The organism is Corynebacterium timonense, assembly GCF_900105305.1.
Lineage (GTDB): Bacteria > Actinomycetota > Actinomycetes > Mycobacteriales > Mycobacteriaceae > Corynebacterium > Corynebacterium timonense.
Map to the genome: position 1 here is coordinate 2,260,745 of NZ_LT629765.1, position 19,234 is coordinate 2,279,978.

General features: G+C 66.2%; 18 protein-coding genes and 2 pseudogenes. 9 read left to right on the plus strand and 11 right to left on the minus strand.

Going from position 1 to position 19,234, the window contains the following annotated elements; genetic code table 11:
* Positions 1–20 precede the first annotated feature (20 nt).
* From BLT81_RS10795 to BLT81_RS13130, 3 genes and pseudogenes are all read right to left on the minus strand, one after another.
* Positions 21–881 carry an IS256 family transposase gene (locus BLT81_RS10795; RefSeq protein ID WP_231908945.1) on the minus strand — a complete coding sequence of 287 codons (861 nt, stop codon included), beginning with the start codon at positions 879–881 and terminating at the stop codon, positions 21–23.
* A gap of 91 nt (positions 882–972) precedes the next feature.
* Positions 973–1,026, minus strand: a pseudogene (locus BLT81_RS13125) (hypothetical protein); the annotation flags it as partial.
* Positions 1,013–1,159, minus strand: coding sequence for a hypothetical protein (locus BLT81_RS13130; protein WP_231286591.1), 147 nt, complete (start codon positions 1,157–1,159; stop codon positions 1,013–1,015). The gene BLT81_RS13130 and the pseudogene BLT81_RS13125, both read right to left, overlap by 14 nt.
* Before the next feature lie 126 nt (positions 1,160–1,285).
* Here BLT81_RS13130 and BLT81_RS10800 point away from each other — a divergent pair.
* The 9 genes and pseudogenes from BLT81_RS10800 to BLT81_RS10825 form a co-directional block, all read left to right on the plus strand.
* Positions 1,286–1,621, plus strand: a pseudogene (locus tag BLT81_RS10800) (transposase); the annotation flags it as partial.
* A gap of 346 nt (positions 1,622–1,967) precedes the next feature.
* Positions 1,968–3,056, plus strand: a complete 1,089-nt coding sequence (locus BLT81_RS12790) for a phosphotransferase family protein (protein WP_155860792.1) — start codon at positions 1,968–1,970, stop codon at positions 3,054–3,056.
* A 24-nt stretch (positions 3,057–3,080) separates the two neighbouring features.
* The gene (locus BLT81_RS12795; protein WP_155860791.1) at positions 3,081–3,893 is read left to right on the plus strand and encodes a T3SS effector HopA1 family protein; all 813 of its coding nucleotides are present in this window, start codon (positions 3,081–3,083) and stop codon (positions 3,891–3,893) included.
* A gap of 1 nt (position 3,894) precedes the next feature.
* The gene (locus tag BLT81_RS13430) at positions 3,895–4,473 is read left to right on the plus strand and encodes a flavoprotein (RefSeq protein WP_407918951.1); all 579 of its coding nucleotides are present in this window, start codon (positions 3,895–3,897) and stop codon (positions 4,471–4,473) included.
* Positions 4,457–5,335 (plus strand): hypothetical protein, encoded by an 879-nt coding sequence (locus BLT81_RS12800; RefSeq protein WP_155860790.1) that lies wholly within the window; start codon positions 4,457–4,459, stop codon positions 5,333–5,335. The genes BLT81_RS13430 and BLT81_RS12800 overlap by 17 nt, the downstream gene beginning before the upstream one ends.
* Before the next feature lie 238 nt (positions 5,336–5,573).
* Positions 5,574–6,230 carry a 16S rRNA (guanine(527)-N(7))-methyltransferase RsmG gene (gene rsmG, locus BLT81_RS10810; protein WP_019193573.1) on the plus strand — a complete coding sequence of 219 codons (657 nt, stop codon included), beginning with the start codon at positions 5,574–5,576 and terminating at the stop codon, positions 6,228–6,230.
* Positions 6,231–6,290: 60 nt separating this feature from the next.
* Positions 6,291–7,256, plus strand: a complete 966-nt coding sequence (locus tag BLT81_RS10815) for a ParA family protein (RefSeq protein WP_019193572.1) — start codon at positions 6,291–6,293, stop codon at positions 7,254–7,256.
* Between the two features lie 2 nt (positions 7,257–7,258).
* Entirely contained in the window at positions 7,259–8,299 is a 1,041-nt protein-coding gene (locus BLT81_RS10820) for a ParB/RepB/Spo0J family partition protein (RefSeq protein WP_019193571.1), read from the plus strand.
* An 11-nt stretch (positions 8,300–8,310) separates the two neighbouring features.
* Positions 8,311–8,937 (plus strand): hypothetical protein, encoded by a 627-nt coding sequence (locus tag BLT81_RS10825; RefSeq protein ID WP_019193570.1) that lies wholly within the window; start codon positions 8,311–8,313, stop codon positions 8,935–8,937.
* 7 nt (positions 8,938–8,944) lie between these two features.
* Here the strand turns inward: BLT81_RS10825 and BLT81_RS10830 are convergent, their stop codons facing one another.
* From BLT81_RS10830 to BLT81_RS10865, 8 genes are all read right to left on the minus strand, one after another.
* Positions 8,945–10,135, minus strand: a complete 1,191-nt coding sequence (locus BLT81_RS10830) for an N-acetylmuramoyl-L-alanine amidase (protein WP_019193569.1) — start codon at positions 10,133–10,135, stop codon at positions 8,945–8,947.
* A gap of 79 nt (positions 10,136–10,214) precedes the next feature.
* Complete coding sequence (gene trxA / locus BLT81_RS10835; RefSeq protein WP_019193568.1) at positions 10,215–10,538, minus strand: thioredoxin; 324 nt, start codon at positions 10,536–10,538, stop codon at positions 10,215–10,217.
* Positions 10,539–10,585: 47 nt separating this feature from the next.
* Positions 10,586–11,593: a thioredoxin-disulfide reductase gene (gene trxB / locus BLT81_RS10840; RefSeq protein WP_019193567.1), complete on the minus strand. Its 1,008-nt coding sequence runs from the start codon at positions 11,591–11,593 to the stop codon at positions 10,586–10,588.
* Positions 11,594–11,661: 68 nt separating this feature from the next.
* The gene (locus BLT81_RS10845; RefSeq protein ID WP_019193566.1) at positions 11,662–12,258 is read right to left on the minus strand and encodes a sigma-70 family RNA polymerase sigma factor; all 597 of its coding nucleotides are present in this window, start codon (positions 12,256–12,258) and stop codon (positions 11,662–11,664) included.
* 86 nt (positions 12,259–12,344) lie between these two features.
* Positions 12,345–15,749: a murein biosynthesis integral membrane protein MurJ gene (locus BLT81_RS10850; RefSeq protein ID WP_019193565.1), complete on the minus strand. Its 3,405-nt coding sequence runs from the start codon at positions 15,747–15,749 to the stop codon at positions 12,345–12,347.
* A 64-nt stretch (positions 15,750–15,813) separates the two neighbouring features.
* Positions 15,814–16,497, minus strand: a complete 684-nt coding sequence (locus tag BLT81_RS13135; RefSeq protein ID WP_083337273.1) for a DUF6049 family protein — start codon at positions 16,495–16,497, stop codon at positions 15,814–15,816.
* On the minus strand, positions 16,416–18,383 hold the full coding sequence (locus BLT81_RS10860) for a hypothetical protein (protein WP_083337274.1): 1,968 nt from the start codon (positions 18,381–18,383) through the stop codon (positions 16,416–16,418). Before BLT81_RS10860 ends, BLT81_RS13135 begins: the two co-directional genes overlap by 82 nt.
* Positions 18,380–19,126, minus strand: coding sequence for an NUDIX hydrolase (locus BLT81_RS10865; protein ID WP_081582857.1), 747 nt, complete (start codon positions 19,124–19,126; stop codon positions 18,380–18,382). The genes BLT81_RS10860 and BLT81_RS10865 overlap by 4 nt, the downstream gene beginning before the upstream one ends.
* Between the last annotated feature and the right edge of the window lie 108 nt (positions 19,127–19,234).

The following is a 19,234-nucleotide window of genomic DNA, read 5'->3' on the forward strand; positions in this document are numbered from 1 at the left end:
CGATACTCACCACACCGTTACTAAACACGTGGTCCTAACACGAGTACCGCCCCGACCAGACGCACGACGGCGTCGCGGTTGGGGAAGATCCCCACGACGTCGGTGCGACGTCTGATCTCCCGGTTGAGCCTTTCGGTGGGGTTGTGTGACCACACCTTCGTCCACACCGCTTTCGGGGCGTTCGTAAACGCCAACAGGTCGTCTAAGGATTCCTCCAGGTGAATGCGCCACATGGGGGAATGTCTGCTGGCAAAACTCGACAACGTCTCGGGCTTGGTCCCACACGGTGTGGGCGTCGGGTTGTTGGAAGATCGTGTGAAACATCGCCGATAGGGTGGGCCACTTATGTTTTCGGCACCATCGATGATGAGGTTCTTCGCGAAATGGGTGCGGCACCGCTGCCAGGACGCGTTGGGCAGGCAGTCCCCCACAGCGGTGTGGATGCCTAGGTGGGCGTCGCTGGTGACCAGGTACACCTGATCCAGGCCCCGGGCTTTCAGGTCGCGGAAGAACCCGGTCCACGACGCGACCGATTCGGCGGTGGCGACCTGCATACCACACAACTCCCGGTACCCGTCGGCGTTAACCCCGGTGGCCAGCAGCACGCTGGTTTTCACGACGCGCCCACCTTCACGCACCTTCATCGTCAGCGCGTCGCAGGAAACATAGAGGTAGGGGCCGGTGCCCAACGGGCGGGTGCGGAAGTCTTCGACCATCACGTCGAGTTCTTTGGCCATGTCAGACACCTGCGATGTCGATAGGTTGGTGATCCCGAGGGTGGCGACCAGGTCGTTCATTTGGTGGGTGGAGACCCCCTTGAGGTAGCAGGTGGCTACGACGGTGGCCAGGGCGCGTTCTGCTCTTAAGCGGCGCGGGGGCAACCAGTCGGGGAAGAATGATCCGTGGCGAAGTTTCGGGACTTTTCACGCAGGTGGTGCCCACACGAAGGTCCAGGTCGCGGTGGCGGTAGCCGTTTCGATGGTTGGTGCGGGTGTCGCTGACTGTGGCGTAGTCAGCCCCGCAGATGCTGTCTGCCTGGGTGGATAAGGATCTGGTTGATGACATCCTGCAGCATCTGACGCATCAGATCCGGGGATGTGTGGGCGAGCAGCTCATCAAGGTAGGCGGTCGGGTCGACATGATTGGGTCCAGCGGCCACTCGCGTTGGTTCCTTTCGAGGAGATGTTGGAGTTGATTCGAAAGGTACTGCGGTGGCCGCCTCACACATTCATGAGGCCCCTCACCGACAGTCACAGATACACCACGCTAACGGACGCAACCGCTCTGGCGTGATGCGTGGGAGAGGTTTATACCGTTTCTGCAGTTCCCGCCTGCTGCTCGCCGGGTGCTCTATACCACCAATGCCATCGAGTCGCTTAACGCTGAGCTGCGGAAAGCGACCCGCAACCGCGGCCAATTCCCCACGGATGCTGCGGCGTTGAAGACGCTGTGGTTGATGGTCTGCAACATCGAGGACAAACGCGCCTCCCAACGCGCGAAAAAAGCGAAGCGGGCAATCGACTGCAACGGCTATATTGAAGGGGCGAAAACCTCAGGGTGGAAACAAGCCATCAACCAACTATCCGTGGCCTACCCAGACCGGTTCGCCAACTATTTGTAAACCAAGCCTCCGCACACAAACAAACGGACACTCTCGTAGGGGTCGCCCAGGCGCCGGCACCGGGGCGAACTCTTTGGATTATCGCCCGCCGACAATTTGGAAAAAAATTCCCAGAAGGATTTACAAGGTGCCGAGCATCCTGTAGCATCAATCAAGACAACCTCAATACCCACTGGGAAAGGCAAGCCATGGCTGATATCAACCGATACACATCGACCAAATCAATCGCGGAAGACGCTCGCCAAGCGGATGATGGACGCACCACCCCGACGACTGTATCTTCCTGGATCTGCACCGAAGCAGCTTCGTACACCGTAACGATTACGGCTTCCTTGGGCTGCTGACGATGGCGGTGTCTCCCCTAGAAGACAATAGATCTGAAGCTCGAAACTGGACAACGGCGACACGGCGAGATCTAAAAGTTACTCTGGGGGAGTTTTCTAATTTCGAGGTTGGTGATTTCACCGGCCGTGGGGAATATTTTGTCGTCGAACTGAAGGAAAGCGGCAAAAAGTTTATCAAGACTATTTTACGTAAAGATTTCCTTGATGACAGTTCACGGCGCGCCGAAGGAGAGCTTCTGGCAAGCATGGCGGAAATTCCTAGTACTAGTCGGATAGCCCCTCTGACGCCAACTCAGGTGTTGCAATCTACCCAGTTTTCAGGCGACTTCTACGCCGTATCGACGTTCAAGGAGCACACGCGAAATCTTTACGCAGATAGGAAGCTCCTAGACCCGGGTCTCCTAATGGATCTAGGTGAGTTCACTTATCGGCTAGGTTCGACGGCGGTGCCGAGGAACTTTGAAACCCGGCGAGCTAGTGACTCCATACTGTCGCTGCTGCATCTTTCAGAGTCTCGGGCCTCGGCGGAATGGTCCCAAAGTTCCAGGGGCGCTCACCAAGCTATCTCAATCGTCCAGAGTGAGTCTCCAAAGATCAAGGCATTAATCGAAGAACTCAATTCTTTTCCGGATCCACCGGTGTTCTCTCACGGCGACCTAAAGCTTGCTCAATTCATCGAACCGTTAGGTGAGGATAAGATCCTATTGTGTGACTGGGAGGAGTGTGGCGTTTCTTCCCATCTAGCCGATTTGTGTTTTCTTTGTTCGGACGTTTTCTATAGCCAAGTCAGAAGCCAAACCGACGACGATATGGCTGGGGAAAGCGATCCTGCGCTCATTCAAGAATCGTACGATTCCGCAGTTGCTAACGCCTCGACACAGGTCTCTCGTGTTTTGACAGGCTACTTAAATGCGCGGCGTAAGCCGTTTTCGGATGGCGAGCGGCGCGCGATTGAGATCCGCATTGGGTTGTCCGGTTTGTATCGGCTTTTTACCGTGGGCGTCAAAGGGTCTGATCTTCGACCGCGCGAGTTGGCACTAGCATCCATAGGTATGCAGATAGCCCTAGGGGATATCCCTGAGCTTTTTTGAAATCAATAAGGAGGTTCTTGCCGGATGGGTTTTCAGCGCGAGATCGGGGAAATCTTAGAGCATTTCAAGCTCTTAGACCCGAGGACGATCGAACTACCTCCAGTTTACGGCGACTTAGGAACGGTGTCAGTTGACATTCAAGCACCAGATGCTCACTCACTCCTGAGCGAATTAATTTATAATAAATTTCACGCGCGAACGCGCGAAGTCGTAGCGGATACCACCAAAGTAGACATCGTGCGTTTCCTGCGTAGTCATTCGATGTTTCAAAAAGCGCAGTCGGGCGCCGGATATGAGAAGCCCTTTCCAAGGCTTTCATTTGATCGCTCTCCGGGTTTTGCTCACGTCTTTGGAAGGCAAGGGTGGAGCGACCAGATAACGGGAGTTGGTCGCGTGTATATTACCGCTCCGGGTGCGGTCGCTAGAACCAACCTGTTCATAAAAGTCCTTGAATCGTTCGAGAGTTTTGCCTATCCGCTTCAAGCAAAGATGAGCTGGAACCCCTCAGCGTTACGTTCGGACGACATCGTACTTTACTTCGATGCGAGTCATGGTTTTAGTGAGGGCTGTGATTTAGCGTCCTTCGTTTTGAACGAGGTCGTCGACCCGCATTTTCGGGGTGCGAAATCGGTGTTTACAAAGACTTTGACAAGCTGCGCAAGTATTGCGACAGAGGTTCGCACACCAAGGAATGAAGGTATGAGCTTCGGAATAGAACGGTCAGCGATTTGCGCAGACCTAGTATTGGCAATTTTACGGGGAAAGGGTGACGAGATACAGTCTATTGCGGAAGGTTGGGGGATCGACTTATCAGCGCTTTTCCCGGGGGTGAATTGAGTTGAAAGTATCTTGGCTCATAACTGGATCTTTACCTGCAATGGCTATTCCGGGTATCTTGTTCAGCCTAAGGTCTCACTATCCTGCTATCAGTGTCTCACCATTCGTAACTGAGAGTGCCTCAAGGATGGTTACCAGAACATTGCTTGATCACTTCGCGGGTGCGGCTTCTCATTTAGATATATGGGAGGAAGTAGGCTCGCCAGCTTCGAACTCGGTTCCTTCTAAGCACATTGATCTGGAGGCTAGTTTTGACGCATTTGTTGTCGCTCCTGCTTCTCTGGATTTCATGGTGAGATTTGTCCACTACGATTGTTCAAGCCCGTTTAGACTTGCGCTCCAGTGCACGCGTAAGCCAGTCGTTTTGGCCCCTTGCTTGCCACCTGGCGGCATCGATTCCGTCGCATACCTCGATGTTGTTGACAAACTCGCAAGGTGGGATAATGTCTCGTTACTTCCGCCGGTTCCCACACTGAGTGTTGCTCTTTCGGATCGATCGTCCGCTGGTTTTGGAGATCCGACTCGATTGATGGATTTCGTCCTGCAATCGTTGGAGGTGACCGATGGAGGTGATCTTTGAAAACTCTCTACGGAGAGTATGGAGGCAGTCGTCGACCACCGAGCCAACGGTTTGGACGGAGGTACGTGAATATTCTGAAATGACACCGGCCCTTTTGTCGCGCTCGGAGAGGAGGCTGCGTGATGACAGTCCCATTTATTGGGGTGAAGCCGAAGGCCATACCTTTCGTATCGGGTCGGTAGAAGCGGAACCATTTTGGGAATATTTTAGACGGCAGGCATCGTGCTTCTCCGACGTTAGTAACGAATTGCGTCTCATTCGACATGTCGACCTTGCTCTTGAGGCTTCTTCCGCCTTTTCTGAGGAGGCAGAAATAAGATATTCGGCACTAAGGAGCGAGTGTTTAGGTCATTTACCACGCGATTTTTGGGAGCTCCGATTGCTCCTCGGAGATCCGCTTGTTGTTTCCACGTTTTCCGATTCTGGTCTCAATGTTTCTAGTGTGCAAGAAATTCTGTCACTCGTATTGGAATACCTGTCGGGGTGCAGCAAAATGGTGCACGGTTGTTTTCGGCTCAGAAATATAATTTTCACCCCGCGGGAACGGCTTGCCGTTATTGCGGGCGACGATGTTGTTTATGGATCTAACGTAGTACCTATCGCGGCGATTTTGTCCGACCTGTTTGAACTGGTTTCGTCGGGTGCGTTTTTCCTGGAACGCCCCCTCATTTCGCTGTATCGTAGGCTCGAAAATAGTGTGGAGGATCAGAAAGTTCTTGAAATGTTGGTCTTCCTTTATGCGGTCGCTCACAGTGCACAATATATTCATACATATAAAGTGAGGGGGAGGGTTAGTACCGTTCGTGCCAGTGCCATTTTGGCTGATAGGGGTCTGTTAGCTGCTGTACGATCGGCCAGTTAAATGCGGTTACTCGGCGGGATTGCTATTTGACTGTCTGCACTCTGACACCTCAGGCTTCCCAAGTCAACTGTGGCTTTTCTTACTGCTGAGCTGTCGGCTTCGGTTTTGCGGTTTCGTGGCTTTGGGTCCGCAGGTGATGACTCCTCCCCCATCTGAGGCCGCGGACTGGCGGGCAATCGGCTGCACGTCGGTGCTGGCTACTAGAGTCGGGAAAGCATACGCCACCCGCCGAAGGAGAATGGAGAACACAGCCGTGTCACGCGCCCTGCCTGCCCCCGAACCCGCGCCCGCGGCCGCCGAGGCCTTCTTCGGCGAGCGCTTCGCCCTGGCGCAGGCCTACCACCGCTCGCTCACGGAGGTCGCCTCGGAGCGCGGCTTCATCGGCCCGAAGGAGGTCGAGCGGCTCTGGTCGCGCCACCTGCTCAACTGCGCGGTCGTCTCGGATGCGCTGCCGGAGGGTGTGAGGGTAGCGGACGTCGGCTCGGGCGCGGGCCTGCCGGGCATCCCGCTGGCGATCGCTCGCCCCGACCTGCCCGTCACCCTCATCGAGCCGCTGCTGAAGCGCTCCACTTACCTCTCGGACGTCACGCAGCAGCTGGGCCTGGACAACGTCACCGTGGTGCGCGGGCGGGCGGAGGAGTACACGGGCTCGCTTTTCGACGTCGTCACGTCCCGCGCCGTCGCCCCCCTGGGCAAGCTGGCCGGCTGGTGTCTCCCCCTCGTCACTGTCGGCGGGGTGATGCTGGCGATGAAGGGCGCGAGCGTCGGCGAGGAGCTCGAACGCGACGCCCGGGACATCGTCCGGGCTGGCGGTGGCGACGCGGAGATCCTGACCGCCGGCGAGGGCGTCCTGGAGCAGCCGACGACGCTGATCCGCATCCCGCGGCGGCGCTGACCCGTGGGGACATCACGCGATCGCGATAAGGTGAGAGGCGACGAGGAGAAAGAGGGCGCGGTGGACGACAAGAGCCAATGGGACGACACCCCAATCGCAGCGGCGGCGCAGCGCGCCGCGCGCTTGAGCATGGGCATGGAGAAGCTGCCGCGTCCCGAGACGACGCGCGTGTTCACCATCGCCAACCAGAAGGGCGGGGTGGGCAAGACGACGACCGCGGTGAACCTCGCCTCCGCGTTGTCCCGGCAGGGAATGAAGGTCCTCGTCATCGACCTCGACCCGCAGGGTAACGCGTCGACGGCGCTCGGTGCCGAGCACCGGGCGGGCACGACCTCGAGCTACGAGCTGCTCATCGGCGAGGCAGAGGCCGCCGACGCGATGCAGCCCAGCCCGGGCAACGACAACCTCTTCTGCATCCCGGCCACCATCGATCTGGCGGGCGCGGAGATTGAGCTGGTCAGCCTCGTGCGCCGCGAGTACCGCCTGCACGACGCGCTGCGCCGCGGCTTCATCGCGGAGCAGGGATTCGACTACGTGTTCATCGACTGCCCGCCGTCTCTCGGCCTGCTCACCATCAACGCGATGACCGCGGTGGACGAGGTGCTCATCCCCATCCAGTGCGAGTACTACGCTCTCGAGGGCGTGGGCCAGCTGCTGGGCAACATCGGCATGATCCGCGAACACCTCAACCACAACCTGCACATCTCGGCGATCCTGTTGACCATGTTCGACGCGCGCACGAAGCTCGCGGAGGACGTCGCCGCGGAGGTGCGCAGCCAGTTCGGCGAGGTGGTGCTGCGCAACGTCATCCCGCGCTCGGTGAAGGTGTCGGAGGCGCCGGGGTACGGCCAGTCCGTCGTGGACTACGACCCCGGCTCGCGCGGGGCGCTGGCCTACGTGGACGCCGCGCGCGAGATCGCCCACCGCGGCGACTATCAACCCCACGAGACGACCGGACCCATCGGGGTGAGCCCGGAGGTCGCGCGCCAGCTCGACGGGCAGGAACACCAGGAAGGCAGAGAGTAACTATGGCACAGGAACGCAAGGGCGGGCTCGGCCGCGGGCTCGCGGCGCTCATCCCGTCGAGCCCGGAGTCAACCGACACGACCGGCAAGACCGGCAGGCTTGGCGACGGCGCCGCTGACGTCATCCTCGGCCGCTCCCAGCCCTCCCGTGGGACGTCCCCGGCCGGCCCGGTCCCGGGCGCCCCGACCGTCCACGCGTCGCCCGATTCCGCGAAGCAGCCGGCGCCCGTCGGGGCGCGGTACCAGGAGATCGCGCTCGGCGAGATCCAGCCGAACCCGAAGCAGCCGCGCCAGTCCTTCGACGAGGAGGAGCTCGCCGAGCTGGTCCACTCGATCCGCGAGTTCGGGCTGCTGCAGCCCATCGTCGTGCGCGAGACGCGCGGGGGCTACGAGCTCATCATGGGCGAGCGCCGTTGGCGCGCCGCCTCGAAGGCGGGCCTGAAGCTGATTCCGGCGATCGTGCGCGAGACCAGCGACTCGGAGATGTTGCGCGACGCGTTGCTGGAGAACATCCACCGCGTCCAGCTCAACCCGCTCGAGGAGGCGGCGGCCTACCAGCAGCTGCTCGAGGAGTTCGGCGTGACCCAGGAGCAGCTGGCCGACAGGCTGGGGCGTTCCCGCCCGGTGATTACCAATGCGATCCGCCTGCTCAACCTGCCGGTGAGCGTCCAGCGCCGCGTCGCCGCCGGGGTGCTGTCGGCAGGCCACGCCCGGGCGCTGCTCGGCGTGAAGCTTGGCGACGACACGGCGACCGCGGACGCCCAGGCACAGCTCGCCGACCGCGTCGTCGCGGAGGGCCTGAGCGTGCGCGCGACGGAGGAGGCCGTGACACTGCTGAACAAGAACGGCACCGCCCCCGCCCGCCTGAAACGCGAACCGGCCCCGCAGCCCGAGTACCTGAGCCGCGCCGCCGAGCGGCTCTCGGACGTCTGGGACACCCGCGTGCAGGTGACCATGGGCAAGCGCAAGGGGAAGATCGTCGTCGAGTTCGGCGACAAGGACGACTTCGAGCGCATCATGTCCCTGATGCGGGGAACGGACTAGGTCGGCCCGCGGTGGAGCTCGTGCCGCTCGGGCCGGACAGCCTGGCTAGGATTCACCGCTTCGCCGCGCGCTCGACGTTCTGGGAGGTCGACCCTCTCGGCGAGGCCTACTGCTCCCCGACCTCGGAGGTAGACAAGGCCGTGTGGCTCGCCGCCCGCGCCGAGGCGCAGGGCACCGTCGGCGTCAGCGTCGCCGAGCGCTCGACCACCACGGGGGCCTGCGCCACCATCCTTTTCTGCCCCGCATCCGAGGCGCCGGGGGCGGTGCGCATGCCCACGGCGCTCGCGACGCGCGGGGCGTGGCTGCTCACGAGCCTGCACATCGACCCGCCTGCCCGGCACCAAGGCTGGGAACTGCTCCTCGTGGAGGCGGCGACCGCCGCGGCCGCGTGCGCGGGGGCAGAGACGCTGGAAGCCTTCGGCGTGCGGGGCGAGGGGTCGGCGGGGGCATCGGCCGACGCGCTGCGCCGCGACGCGGCGCGCATCGGGCTCATCGACGCCGAAACGCTCGCCGCGGCCGGGTTCCGCGTGCTCCGCGAGCACGGGGCCATTCCGCTGATGCGGCTCGACCTTCCGCCCGAGCGCGAACTGAGCAGCCTCGCCGCAGCCGAAGCAGAGGGCCTGCTGGCCCGCGCGTAAAGCCCGGCTAGCTGCTGGCTTGCTTCTCCTCCTGCAGAAGCTCCTTGAACGTGTACGTGCCGGTCGGCATGTCGTCTTCCTCGAGCAGGTAGAGGCGCTTGATGGCCACGACGATGGCCTCGGCGATGGCGTCGCGCTGGCGCGGGTTGGTCAGGATGGCCACGTCGCCCGGGTTGGTCAGGTAGCCCAGCACCACCTCGACGGTGGGCATCTTGGTCATCCGCAGGATCTCCCACGTGCGCCCGTGGTTGTAGCAGTTCTGCAGGTCGGTGCGGGCGACGATCTCGCGCTGGATGAACCCGGAGAGCGTCTCGCCCGTCATGGAGGAGGCCCCCGCCTCGGATCCGAAGTAGAAGGAGGCGACCCCGTTGGCCTTCTCGTTGTGGTAGCGGTCCACCGTGAGCGAGATGACGACGTCCGCGTTGACGCTGTTGGCGAGGTCGGCGCGTGACTTCGCGCTCGGATTGTCGCCCCGGGGCCGCGAGAGGATCGCCTCGACGCCGGTGGCAATCATGCGGCCTTCGACGCGCTGCGCTAGGTCCCAGAGGATCTCCTCCTCCGTCATGTCGCCGTAGGGCCCGGCCACCGTGGCGCCCGGCTCGCCCTTGCCCAGGCCCGGGTCGATGACGACGCGCTTGCCCGCCAGCCGGGGCCCGGCCTCGCGCACGTTCTCGCGCTCGCGGATGGCTTGGGCGGAGCCGCCGGTGATGCGCCGGCCCAGCAGGCTCAGGGCGTGGAGGGTGTCGGGCCCGCACACCCCGTCGCCGCTGAGCCCGGAGTTGAGCTGGTAGGTCGCGACGGCCTCGTGGGTGTTCGGGCCGAAGTGCCCATCGACGCGGTGGGGGTAAAAACCGAGCTCCTGCAGCTGGTCTTGCAGCTGACGGACGTCGTCGCCGACGAGCACCTGGTTCGGCTGGTAGGACAGAACGCGCGCCCCGAGGGTGTAGGAGGCCTCGCGCAGCTCGCGAAGGGTGACGGTGTCGATCTGCCCGGTGGGGATGATGCCCCGGGACTGCTGGAAGGCTTTCAGGGCGTCGGCGAGTGTGTCGTCGAAAAGCAGGTCCTCAGGCGAGAACTGGCGCTTGTTCCAGTCGCCGAGCTGGCCGTCGAAGTGGTCGATCATGCCCAGCCGCGCGAGGGTCGAACGGACCTCGGCGACGCGGGCGCTCTTGTCACCGACGCTGAGGATCTCTGTCACTGGCGGCCTTTCTGGGGTGCGGGGCGGAGCCGGACGGCGTCTCCAATGAACATTTCTTTATCCTACCCGGGTGGGTGCGTCAGAGCAGATTCTGCACGCGCTCGAGGATTGTCTCCTTCGGCTGCACGCCGGTGAACTGGTCGACCATCTCGCCGTTGTGGAAAATAAGCACGGTAGGGATGGACATGACCTGGAACATCGCGCTGAGCCCGCGCTCGGAATCGACGTCGACCTTGGCCACCTTCACCGCGCCGTCAAGCTCGTTGGCCACCTCGTCGAGGATCGGTGAGAGCTTTGTGCATGGCCCGCACCACTGCGCCCAAAAGTCGACGATGACCGGGGTGTCGGCTTCGACCACCTCGGACTTGAACGTGGACTGGGTGACGTCGATGGGGGTGCTCATGGTTCATCTCCTCTGTTGAGTAGGGGTCCCCACAGCATAGACGGGCGTTAGGAGCCGAGCGCCTCGAGGTAGTGGGACGCGTCGATCGCGGCCCGGCAGCCCGACCCGGCGGCTGTGATGGCCTGGCGGTAGGTCGTGTCCACGAGGTCGCCGCAGGCGAAGACGCCGGCGACGCTGGTGCGGGTGGAGGGCTCCTCGACGAGGACGTAGCCCGCGGCGTCGGTGGCGACCTGGCCGTCGACGAAGCCCGATCGCGGGTCGTGGCCGATGGCGACGAACATCGCGGTCGCGTCCAGGACAGATTCCGTGTTGTCCTGCACGTTGCGCACCTTCAGGCCGGCGACCTTACCGTCGCTGTCCAGCACCTCTTCGACGATGGTGTGGGTGAGAAACTCGATCTTCTCGTTGGCGCGGGCGCGCTCGAGCATGACCTTGGAGGCGCGGAACTTCTCCGAGCGGTGGATGAGGGTGACCTTGGTGCCGAACTTGGTCAGAAAGATCGCCTCCTCCATCGCGGAGTCGCCGCCGCCGACGACGGCGATGTGGTGGTCTTTGAAGAAGAAGCCGTCGCACGTTGCGCACGTGGACACGCCGCGGCCGGTCAGCTCCGTCTCGCCGGGGATGCCGAGGTGGCGCGGGGCGGCGCCGGTGGCGAGGATGACCGCCTTCGCGGAGTACTCGGTGCCCGCCACGCTGACCTTTTTCAGCTCGCCGCTGAAGTCGACGCTGTCCACCAGCTCCGGGCGCAGGTCGGCGCCGAACTTCTCGGCCTGGGCGCGCATCTCGGCCATGAGGTCGGGCCCCATGATTCCGTTCTGGAAGCCGGGGTAGTTCTCCACCTCGGTGGTGTTCATGAGCTCGCCGCCGAACTCGTAGCCCTCGAACACGAGCGGGTTCAGCTCCGCGCGCGCCGCGTAGAGCGCCGCGGTGTAGCCCGAGGGCCCGGAGCCGACGATGATGAGGTCGCGCACCGGCTCCTCGGACTCGTGCGAGGCGGGCGCCTGGGTCTCCGGGTCCTGCTTCAGAGTGACAAAATTAAAACCAGGGTTGGTCATTGGGTGCTACATCTCCCAGGTCGGCGGTCGAAGGTCGGCTGGCGGGGGCTTTCCGCCACCCGGTCAGTCTACTGTTGGCGCCGTGGGAGGGCGAGTCGCTCGCCCGCCAGCTCGGTGGCCTGTGCCAGAGCGGCGCGGGCCCGGGCGCGGCGCGATTTCACTGTCCCCGGCTGCACCCCCATCTCGCCGGCGGCGCTGTCGATGCTCAGCCCCATGACGTCGATAAGCAGCAGGGCCTCGCGCTGCGCGGCGGGCAGGGTGGCGAGGGCCTGGCGCACAAGGATGGTGCGGTCGAGGTGCGTCATCGGGTCGTGCGCGAGCGCCGGGTTGGCGTCGGCGTTGCACTCCCCGTCGTCGAGGCTGACGTCGCGGGAGCGCTTGTCGGCGGCCCGGACGTGGTCGAAGCCGGTATTCATGACCGGGCGGTGCAGCCACGTCGACAGCGTCGAGTCCGCGCGGTAGGTGTGCATGCTTCTCGACGCCTTAAACAGCGCCTCCTGGAGAATATCCTCCACGTCGTTCTCGTTGCGCGAGTAGCGGCGCGCGATATACGTCAGCCTGGTCTTGTGGCGTTGGACGATCGCCGCGAAGGCGCGCGGGTCCCCGCCCATGTAGGCCTCGACGAGCTGCTGGTCCGAGCGTTGCGCAGCGGTGGTGTCCGACATGTATCCCCCCAAAAAATGTGTGTGCCCCACCAGCATGCCCGCGCCGCCCGCCCCGGCGCAGGCAAGCCGTGCACACTAGAGTGCGCTTACTCGGGGAACGTGTGCCCGATGAGCGTGACCTCGCGCAGCTCGACCTCCTCCGGCAGCCACAGCACGACGCCGCGAAGGCGCTCCTCCTCGTCGACGTCGATGCCCTGCTGCCCGCCGCGCAGCGTGCCGCGGCCCAGCTCGGGGAAGCCGTCGAAGTCGGCCTGCTCCGGGGCGCTGCTCGGCAGTGCGAACAGGGCGTAGGGGCTGCCGCCGGCGGCGGCGGCAGCGTCGACGATGACCTGCTCGAGCGTGAACGCGGCGTCGTAGCTGAGCAGAAGGCCCACCCCGGGCTGCGAGGTCCACGTGGTGGCGCGGTCGCCGTCGGCGACCGCCTCGATCTCGATCCTTTCGCCGGACCCTGCGGCGTCGTTCCACAGCGTCGCCGTCAGCGGTGCGACGATCACGGCTGGGCCGCCCGCTTCGGCGCCCTCCTCGACCTGCTCCTCCACCTGCTCGATCTGTTCCGTGTTCACCGGCGAGTCCGGGTTGTCCCCGCCGATCACGTCGATGAGGTAGGCGGTCAGCGCGGCGGCGAGGACGACGGCGCCGATGACGAGGGAGAGGATGAGCACCAGCGAGGCCGGCCGGTAGGCCCGGCGCCCGAAGCCGCCGGAGAGCGCCTCCGGGTCGGGCTCCGGCTCGGTCTGCTCCGCCTCGACGGCCTCGCTGAGGTCGTGCACGCCCCGCGGGGGCTCGGATTCGTCGTGCTCGTCGCTCTCGCCGTCAGCGTCGCCGGAGCCGATCGCCTCCAGGGTCGCGGCGATGCCGCGGAAGTCCTCGGGGGTCGCGGAGTCGGCGTCGGCCAGTTCGCGGGTGGCGGCGTTGACGTCGTCGAGCTCGTCGGAGGTGACGTCGCTGGTCAGCAGCGCCAGCGCCGAGGCGAGCGCGCCCGCGTCTTCCTCTGCGGACGCCTCGGGCAGGACCGCCGGGAACGCGAGGCGCACGACGCCCTCGGTGGACACGCGCAGCCTGTTGCGGTTGTCCAGGCCGAAGGGGACGTTGACGTCGTGGGCGGCCCCGATGGCGTCGGCAAGCGGTGCGAGCGCGTGGGCGACTGCCTCGGGGTGGAGGGTGCGGCCGGATTCGGCGACGTCCTTGAGCGTGGCGCCCGGGATCCAGTCGGCGACGACGAGCGCGCCCGTGCGGTAGGACAGGATCTGAATGTTGTCGGCGACGGCGGGGTGGTTCAGCCCGGCGAGCTTGCGGGTGCGCCGCGCCACCCCGGCGGCGTCGAGCGCCGCCTGGCGCGGGGTGGCCGGGGCCAGCGGGGCCGTGCCGTTGGTGTCCACGAAGGTGAGCGCCACCATGCGCTCGGTGGACACCTCGCGGGCCTGCCAGAACCGCGCGCCGGTCGTCGCGCCGTGGTCGCGGATGAGGCGGAAGCGCCCGTCGGAGACGGACGCGCCCGGCACGAGGCGGGGGCCGCGCACCACGCCGGCGGACATCGGCGGCGGGACCGGGGAGGCGTTGAAGGTGTCCACGGCGAGGAACTGGTTGGACACGTCGCGCGGGTCGATCTCGCCGACCTCGAGGGCCTTGTCCTCGTCGTAGCTGATGAGGCGGCTCATGCCCGGGATGCGGGCGAGGGCGCGGCCGAGGTTTTGCACCTCCGGCAGGCGCGAGCGCGACAGGACGAGCCCGGTGATGATGAGGAAGGTCAGGCCCAGCACGGCGATCTCGACCAGGAACCCGATGGATGGCGCGCCGATGAGGCTGCCGAAGGCGACGGCGAGGTCGAGCCCGGCGACGTCGCGCACGAGGTAGCGCAGCACGAGGGTGGCGACGATGCCGACGACGGAGGAGCCGGCCGCCCACGCGGAGGTCCGCAGCACCGTCGGCGCCTCCAGGGTGCCCAGCTTGCGCTTGAGCAAAAACGCGCCGATGACGGCGCCGGCGATGAAGCCGAAGCCGTTGGCGGTGCCCAGCAGCACGACCACGTTCTGCGGCGACTGGGCGACGAACGGGGCGAGGTAGCTCAAGACGACCTTCGTTGCGGTGATGCCGGCGATGATGAAGGTCGGCGTCCACGCCTCCTCGCGGGCGTAGAAGACGCGCAGGTGCAGCATCACCAGCGCGTACGGGATGAGCGTGAACGCGGAAAAGCTCACCGTCAGGCCGAGGGTGCGGGCAAGGTCTGCGTCGAAGTTGCCGTAGGCGAACAGGGCGTGACCGATGTCGGGGCCGAGCGCCGTCATGAACACGATCATCGGGATGAGCGCGATGAAGGTCAGCTGCGTGCCGAGGGTCAGGTCGCGCACCACGGCCTGGTGGTCGCCGTCGGCGGCGTTGCGCGACAGGCGCGGCATGATGGCCGTCAACAGCGTGACGCCGATGACACCGTAGGGAACCTGCAGCAGCATCCAGTGCTGTTGGTAGATGAAGGGCGCGCTGCCCTCGGCGACGGAGGCGATGCGGGTGGTCACCACGTAGCCCAGCTGGCTGATGGCCACGTAGGCGATGATCGCCAGGGCCATCGTGCCGAAGGCCTTGAGGCGGTCGTCGATGCCCCACAGCGGCCGCAGGTCGATGCCCAGCTTCCGCAGCGCCGGCAGCATGATGAGGCACTGCACCACGACGCCCAGGGTCGTGCCCAGGCCCAACAGCAGCACGTGCGGGTTGTTCACCGCAGCGGGCGCCGCCGGGCTGAGCTGGCCCGGCACGAGCATGTACAGCAGCAGAACCGCGATGGAGACGAGGTTGTTGGCCACCGGGGCCCACGCGCCGGGGCGGAAGTGAGACTTCGTGTTCAGGATCGCCATGAACAGGGAGAACATGCCGTAGAAGAAGATCTGCGGCAGCAGCAGGTAGGCGAAGGAGGTGGCTTGGACGACGTTGACGCGGCCGTCGTCGTCAAGCATGACCCGCGTGAGCAGCGGGGCGGCGAGCAGCGCGATGACGGTGGCGATGCTCATGAGGGTCAGCGTCAGCGTGAACAGGCGCCGGATGAAGGCGGTGCCGCGGTCGGCGTCCTCCTTCTCCGCGCGCACCAGCACCGGCACGACGAGCGCGGTGAGCACGGAGCCCAGCACGATCTCGGTGATGAGGTTCGGCAGCGTGTTCGCGGTGTTGAACGCGGAGGCGACGGGCCCGCCGAGCGCGGCGCCGATAAGAACGGTGCGGATGAAGCCGGTGATGCGGGAGATGATCGTCGCCACCGCCATCGAGCCGGTGGAGCGCACCACGTCCGCGTTCGTCGTCTCCTCCCCCGTCCCGGCGGGGTCGGGCGGGGCGGCCAGCTCCTGGCCGGACGGGCTGACCGTCAGCGCGGAGCGGTCCTCGCCCGCGACCTCCTCCGGGGTCGGCTTCTTCGCGCGGGGTGCGGGAACGGGCGCCGGCGGCGCGGGGGTGACGATGCGTCTGCGCAGGCCAGCCCGGGGTGCGAGCGGTTCCTGGGGGGTCACGATGGGGGCTTCTCCTCTGGTGTATCCGGGCCACGCGGTGGCGCCGGAGCTGAGCGGGATGCGTCTACGGGCTCGTCGGACCGGGCTCGTCGGACTGTGCTGGAGCGGCGGGCCGAGAGGCGGGTCGAGAGGCGGGTCGTGCGGCGGGCGGAGAGTGCGCGGCCGTCGGCCCCCGGGCGCGCCGCCTGCGCCCCGCGGTGAACAGCAGCAGCATCGCTAGCACCACCGCCAGCGCGCCAAGCAACACCCAGCCGCGGGCCTCCACGCCCGCGGTGCGCACCGTGATGTCCACGGGTTGTGAGATGGGCACGCTGTTCGGCGAGGCGAGGAAGAGCTGCAGATTGGCGGGGGCGTCGCCCGGCAGGTCGGCCGTCATCTGCACCGTGTAGGAACCGCGGGCCGGGATGCGCAGGGTGCGCGGCACGTGCAGCCGCGCGCCCTCGGGACCGGTGTAAAGGATCTGGGTGTCCACCGGCAGCGGCAGCCCGTTCTGGGCCACGATGACCAGCGGGGAGGACGAGGAAGCACGGGTGTAGACGTTGCCGGGCGGGATGAGCGTGACCGAGGAACGCAGCGTGTTGAGCATGTCGCGGCTTCCCGCCAGGCGCTCCCGCGTGGCCTTTTCCGCCACCGGGTAGAAATCGCGCGCCCGCCGGCCCGTCGCGCTCAGCGCCACAAGCAGGTCGCGCCGCAGCGGCAACGTCGCCTCGTAGCGGGTGAGGGTGATCGCGGGGTCGTCGATAAGCAAGCCCGACAGGTCGTTGATGAAGCGGGCCTGCTGCCCCGCCGCGAGGATCTCCGAGTCGGCGTAGACCGCCGGGTCCTCGTGCGGGCTCCCCGTCGCGGCAGCCGGGGCGACGCTGGGGGAGGAGCCAGGTAGTCGTCGAGGGGCATCGGCTGCGCGGTCGTGGACACGAGGTCGCCCACCGCCGCCATGATCGTCGCGGCCGAGGCGGGGTCCCAGGAGGCGGGCGGGGTGACCAGGACCGGCTCCGGGGTCCCCTCCCCCGCCACGGAGCGCGAGGCGCGCACGGCGAGGCGCACGCCCGAGGCGGCGTTGACGGCGCGGGCGTGCAGGGAGTCGTCCTCCAGCGTGGAGCGCAGCCACGGGCGCGAGTAGCCGGTGGTTTCCGGGTGCGGCCCCACCTCCGCCAGCGTGGAGGCGAGCGCGTGCTGGTACTCCACGGCGAGCACCCCGGGGGACAGCCAGGCGAAACGCTCGGAGTCCCCGGGCAACTCCCCGGGCGAGGTTTCCGACTCCCGGAGGGTGTTCGACGCCACGAGCACGCGCACCGGCGTCGTCGGCGCGGGGGCGGCCGCCCCGGGCGCGCCGGGCAGGTCCTGGCGGTCCAGGGTCGTGCGCTGCTCCCCTTCGACGCGCCGGCTCGACGAGGGGTTCGCCGCCGTCTGCGCCGCGTCCCACGCCTGGCTCATCCCGCCGGTGGGCACGGTGGAGCGCGTGTGGTCCGCCCAGCCGAGGCCGGGGGCGACGTCCTGGCCCACGTAGCCGAACCCGGGCAGCACCACGTTGAACAGGCCCGGGTTGTCCAGGACGCGGCCCAGGGTGAACGGCCCGCGCTCGATGGCCTCGCGCATGAGCCACACGTCCCCGGTGTTCGCCACGGCGTTGAGGTCGGCGTTCGCCCAGGGCAGCGCCATGAGGCAGTGCTCGGCGGCGATGCCGGCGAGGCGCTCGAGCCACGCGGCGGCGTCTTCGCTGCCGCGGCCCGGCTCGCCCTCCGGGACGTCGTCGTCGCTGCCCCAGCTGTCGCGGAGGCGCTTCGGCTGCTGCGCAATGTCGGGGCGCGTCGAGGAGACGATGTAGCCGCGCGACATCCGTTCGGCGGTGTCCACGAGCGCCGGGTCCACCGCGAGGCAGGTGGCCGCGGCGACGGCGGGGTCGGAGGCGGCGTCCTCGTAGACGTCGACAAGCTGGCTCAGCCGCCCGCCCTCGGCGAGCTCGCCGGCGAGGGCGTCGGAGGCGAGCACGAGCGGAGGTGTCTCGGGCGCCTGGCCCGTCTCGCCGGGCACGATGTCGATCGGCGCGGACAGCGGAAACAGCATGGTAAGCCCGGGCCGGGGGCCGGAGTCCTCGCCGCGCACGTCGAGGTGGAAGCGCTCGGTGTCGAGCAGCCCGGTCTCGTCCGACAGCGCGAACATGAGCGGGTAGGTGGCCAGGCCCGGCAGCGGCAGCTCGTCCTCGAGGATCTCCAGGCTCAGCTCCGCGTTCTCCCCCGGCGCAAGCTGCGTATCGACGCCCCGCGGGCGCCCCACCACCCCGTACTCGGCGACGTCGGCGATCGCGGCGGCGCGCTGGTCCTCGGGCGAGCCGGTCGCCGGCCCGCGCCGGGGGGTGATGCTGAGCCCCGTGAGCGTCTCGTCGGAGGTGTTGGTCACCCGCAGCGTCACGGCGACGGGGTCGTGCGCGGCGATGGCCGCGGGCCCGGCGACGAGCTCGACGGTCGCGCGCTCGCCCTCGCCCGGGCGGATGTTGGGGTTGGCCCACTGCTGCGCCACCGCCGGGTTGGACGGGTCGGTGGGGATGGCGATGCCCCCGGCGGGAGCAGCCGCGGCGGGGCTGAGGGCGAGGGCGCCGGCCAGCGCAGCGGCGCATACCTGGGGCGCGCGCCTCATCGGGGGGTCGCCCTTCCGGCTTTGGCTTCCTTTCTGGCCAGCGCGGGCATCCTGTCGTGGGCGATGCGGGCGAGCTTGCGTTCGTCGGCGTAGGCGAGGCGCTCGATGAGTTCGCTCATGGGCACCCAGGCCACCTCGGTGACCTCGGGGTCGTCGTCGTTGAGGACGCCGTCGACGTAGCGCAGCAGGTTGTGGTGCACGGTTTTGTGGATGCGCACGCCGTCGGAGACGAACCAGTAGTCGATCACGCCGAGGGTGTCAAAGGCCTCCCCGGAGATCCCGGTTTCCTCCCACACCTCTCGCTCGGCGGTTGTCCATTGGTGTTCCCCGTCTTCGACGTGGCCCTTCGGCATGGACCACAGAAGGCGCCCGCGCTTGTCCAGTCGGCCGATGAGCGCGACGTAGATGCGCGAGAGGTCGACGTTGCCGCCCGGCCCGACGGCCTCCGCCATGCCGGAGACCACGAGCCCGCCTGCCGACGTCTCGTCGCGCGTCTCCATCGCCGAGTCGTGCTGCGGGGGGCGGCGTTGCGCCGGGGCGCTGGCGCGCCCCCGCCCCGTGCGGCCGCGGCGGGAGGAGTTTTTCTTCCGCTTCTTCGCGGCCTCTCCCCGGTTGGTCTTCTCGTGAGAGCGCTGCCCTTTTCCGGCAGGACGAGACCCGCGGCGGCGCCGTCCGCGCCTGCGGGGACCCTCGCCCTGGGGGCTGGTGGAGTCGCCCGAGCTGGGCCTCGTTGTGTCACTCATTCGCTACATCGTATCCCCCCGCGCGAGGTTGTGGTATTTAGCAGGGCTGGGAGGAGGCGCGTTGTGGCCGGGTAAGGTGGTGTGGGTGACAACGCCAGACAACTACGC

Excerpts from the sequence above, each read along its gene's own strand:
- BLT81_RS12790 (WP_155860792.1), top strand. The coding sequence starts at position 1,968 with ATGGCGGTGTCTCCCCTAGAAGACAATAGATCTGAAGCTCGAAACTGG.
- BLT81_RS12795 (WP_155860791.1), top strand. The coding sequence starts at position 3,081 with ATGGGTTTTCAGCGCGAGATCGGGGAAATCTTAGAGCATTTCAAGCTC.
- BLT81_RS12800 (WP_155860790.1), top strand. The coding sequence starts at position 4,457 with ATGGAGGTGATCTTTGAAAACTCTCTACGGAGAGTATGGAGGCAGTCG.
- rsmG (WP_019193573.1), top strand. The coding sequence starts at position 5,574 with ATGGAGAACACAGCCGTGTCACGCGCCCTGCCTGCCCCCGAACCCGCG.
- BLT81_RS10820 (WP_019193571.1), top strand. The coding sequence starts at position 7,259 with ATGGCACAGGAACGCAAGGGCGGGCTCGGCCGCGGGCTCGCGGCGCTC.
- trxA (WP_019193568.1), bottom strand. The coding sequence starts at position 10,538 with ATGAGCACCCCCATCGACGTCACCCAGTCCACGTTCAAGTCCGAGGTG.
- trxB (WP_019193567.1), bottom strand. The coding sequence starts at position 11,593 with ATGACCAACCCTGGTTTTAATTTTGTCACTCTGAAGCAGGACCCGGAG.
- BLT81_RS10845 (WP_019193566.1), bottom strand. The coding sequence starts at position 12,258 with ATGTCGGACACCACCGCTGCGCAACGCTCGGACCAGCAGCTCGTCGAG.
- BLT81_RS10860 (WP_083337274.1), bottom strand. The coding sequence starts at position 18,383 with ATGAGGCGCGCGCCCCAGGTATGCGCCGCTGCGCTGGCCGGCGCCCTC.
- BLT81_RS10865 (WP_081582857.1), bottom strand. The coding sequence starts at position 19,126 with ATGAGTGACACAACGAGGCCCAGCTCGGGCGACTCCACCAGCCCCCAG.